Source organism: Shewanella surugensis (assembly GCF_023284005.1).
Taxonomy (GTDB): Bacteria; Pseudomonadota; Gammaproteobacteria; order Enterobacterales; family Shewanellaceae; genus Shewanella; species Shewanella surugensis.
Genome location: NZ_JAKIKS010000359.1, coordinates 1 through 664 on the forward strand (window position 1 = coordinate 1; position 664 = coordinate 664).

Genomic DNA, 664 nt, shown 5'->3' on the forward strand with positions numbered 1-664 from the left:
CGATTACATCGAACATTGCTTGGAACAGCTATCTCCCCCCCAACTGTGATCTCAATAGTCTCTTACCTTGGCATGTTAATCTAAGCAAGGCGTAGTTCGCCGGACGCTCACGCTTAACACCATCTTTTACTCACCATAAAAGTAAACCTAACCAAGTATTCTGCTGTCCTCACTATTTTGATAGAATATCACTATCCATAATTCAATATCGCTAAAATTAACAGCACATACAGGTAAACTAATGAATCCTATTCTTGCTATATTAAAAGAACATAATGTCAGTGACGCTCAAATCCAAGCCGTTTTTCAGGCGTTAACGGAAAACCCACTAATGGCCATGGCCACAGTCCAACAATTGGGGTTCCCTCAAGACAAACTGCAATCATTAATGATGTTATTAATGCAACAGCCTGAATTAATTAAAGAAGCGGTTAATGAGTTAGGACTTGATTTTTCTAAAGTTGAAACAGCAAAAGAGGTATTGAACAAGTAATATGACCTCAATCTAAAAAGCTAGCTCGCTAGCTTTTCCTTTTCTCGTAGCCTATCGATTCTAAGTGCTTAACTAAAAGTTATCGTATATTTTGACGGATAATTATCCATGATGTTTTTTACACTCTCTTTGAGTGCATCAAAAGTGATAAAATCATGGCAAGATAACCAT

At 37.2% G+C, this 664-nt stretch carries 1 protein-coding gene; it reads left to right on the forward strand.

Annotation, left to right across the window (positions count from 1 at the left end):
- Positions 1-241 precede the first annotated feature (241 nt).
- Entirely contained in the window at positions 242-493 is a 252-nt protein-coding gene (locus tag L2764_RS27525) for a DUF2999 family protein (RefSeq protein ID WP_248943507.1), read from the forward strand.
- The last annotated feature ends 171 nt before the right edge of the window (positions 494-664 follow it).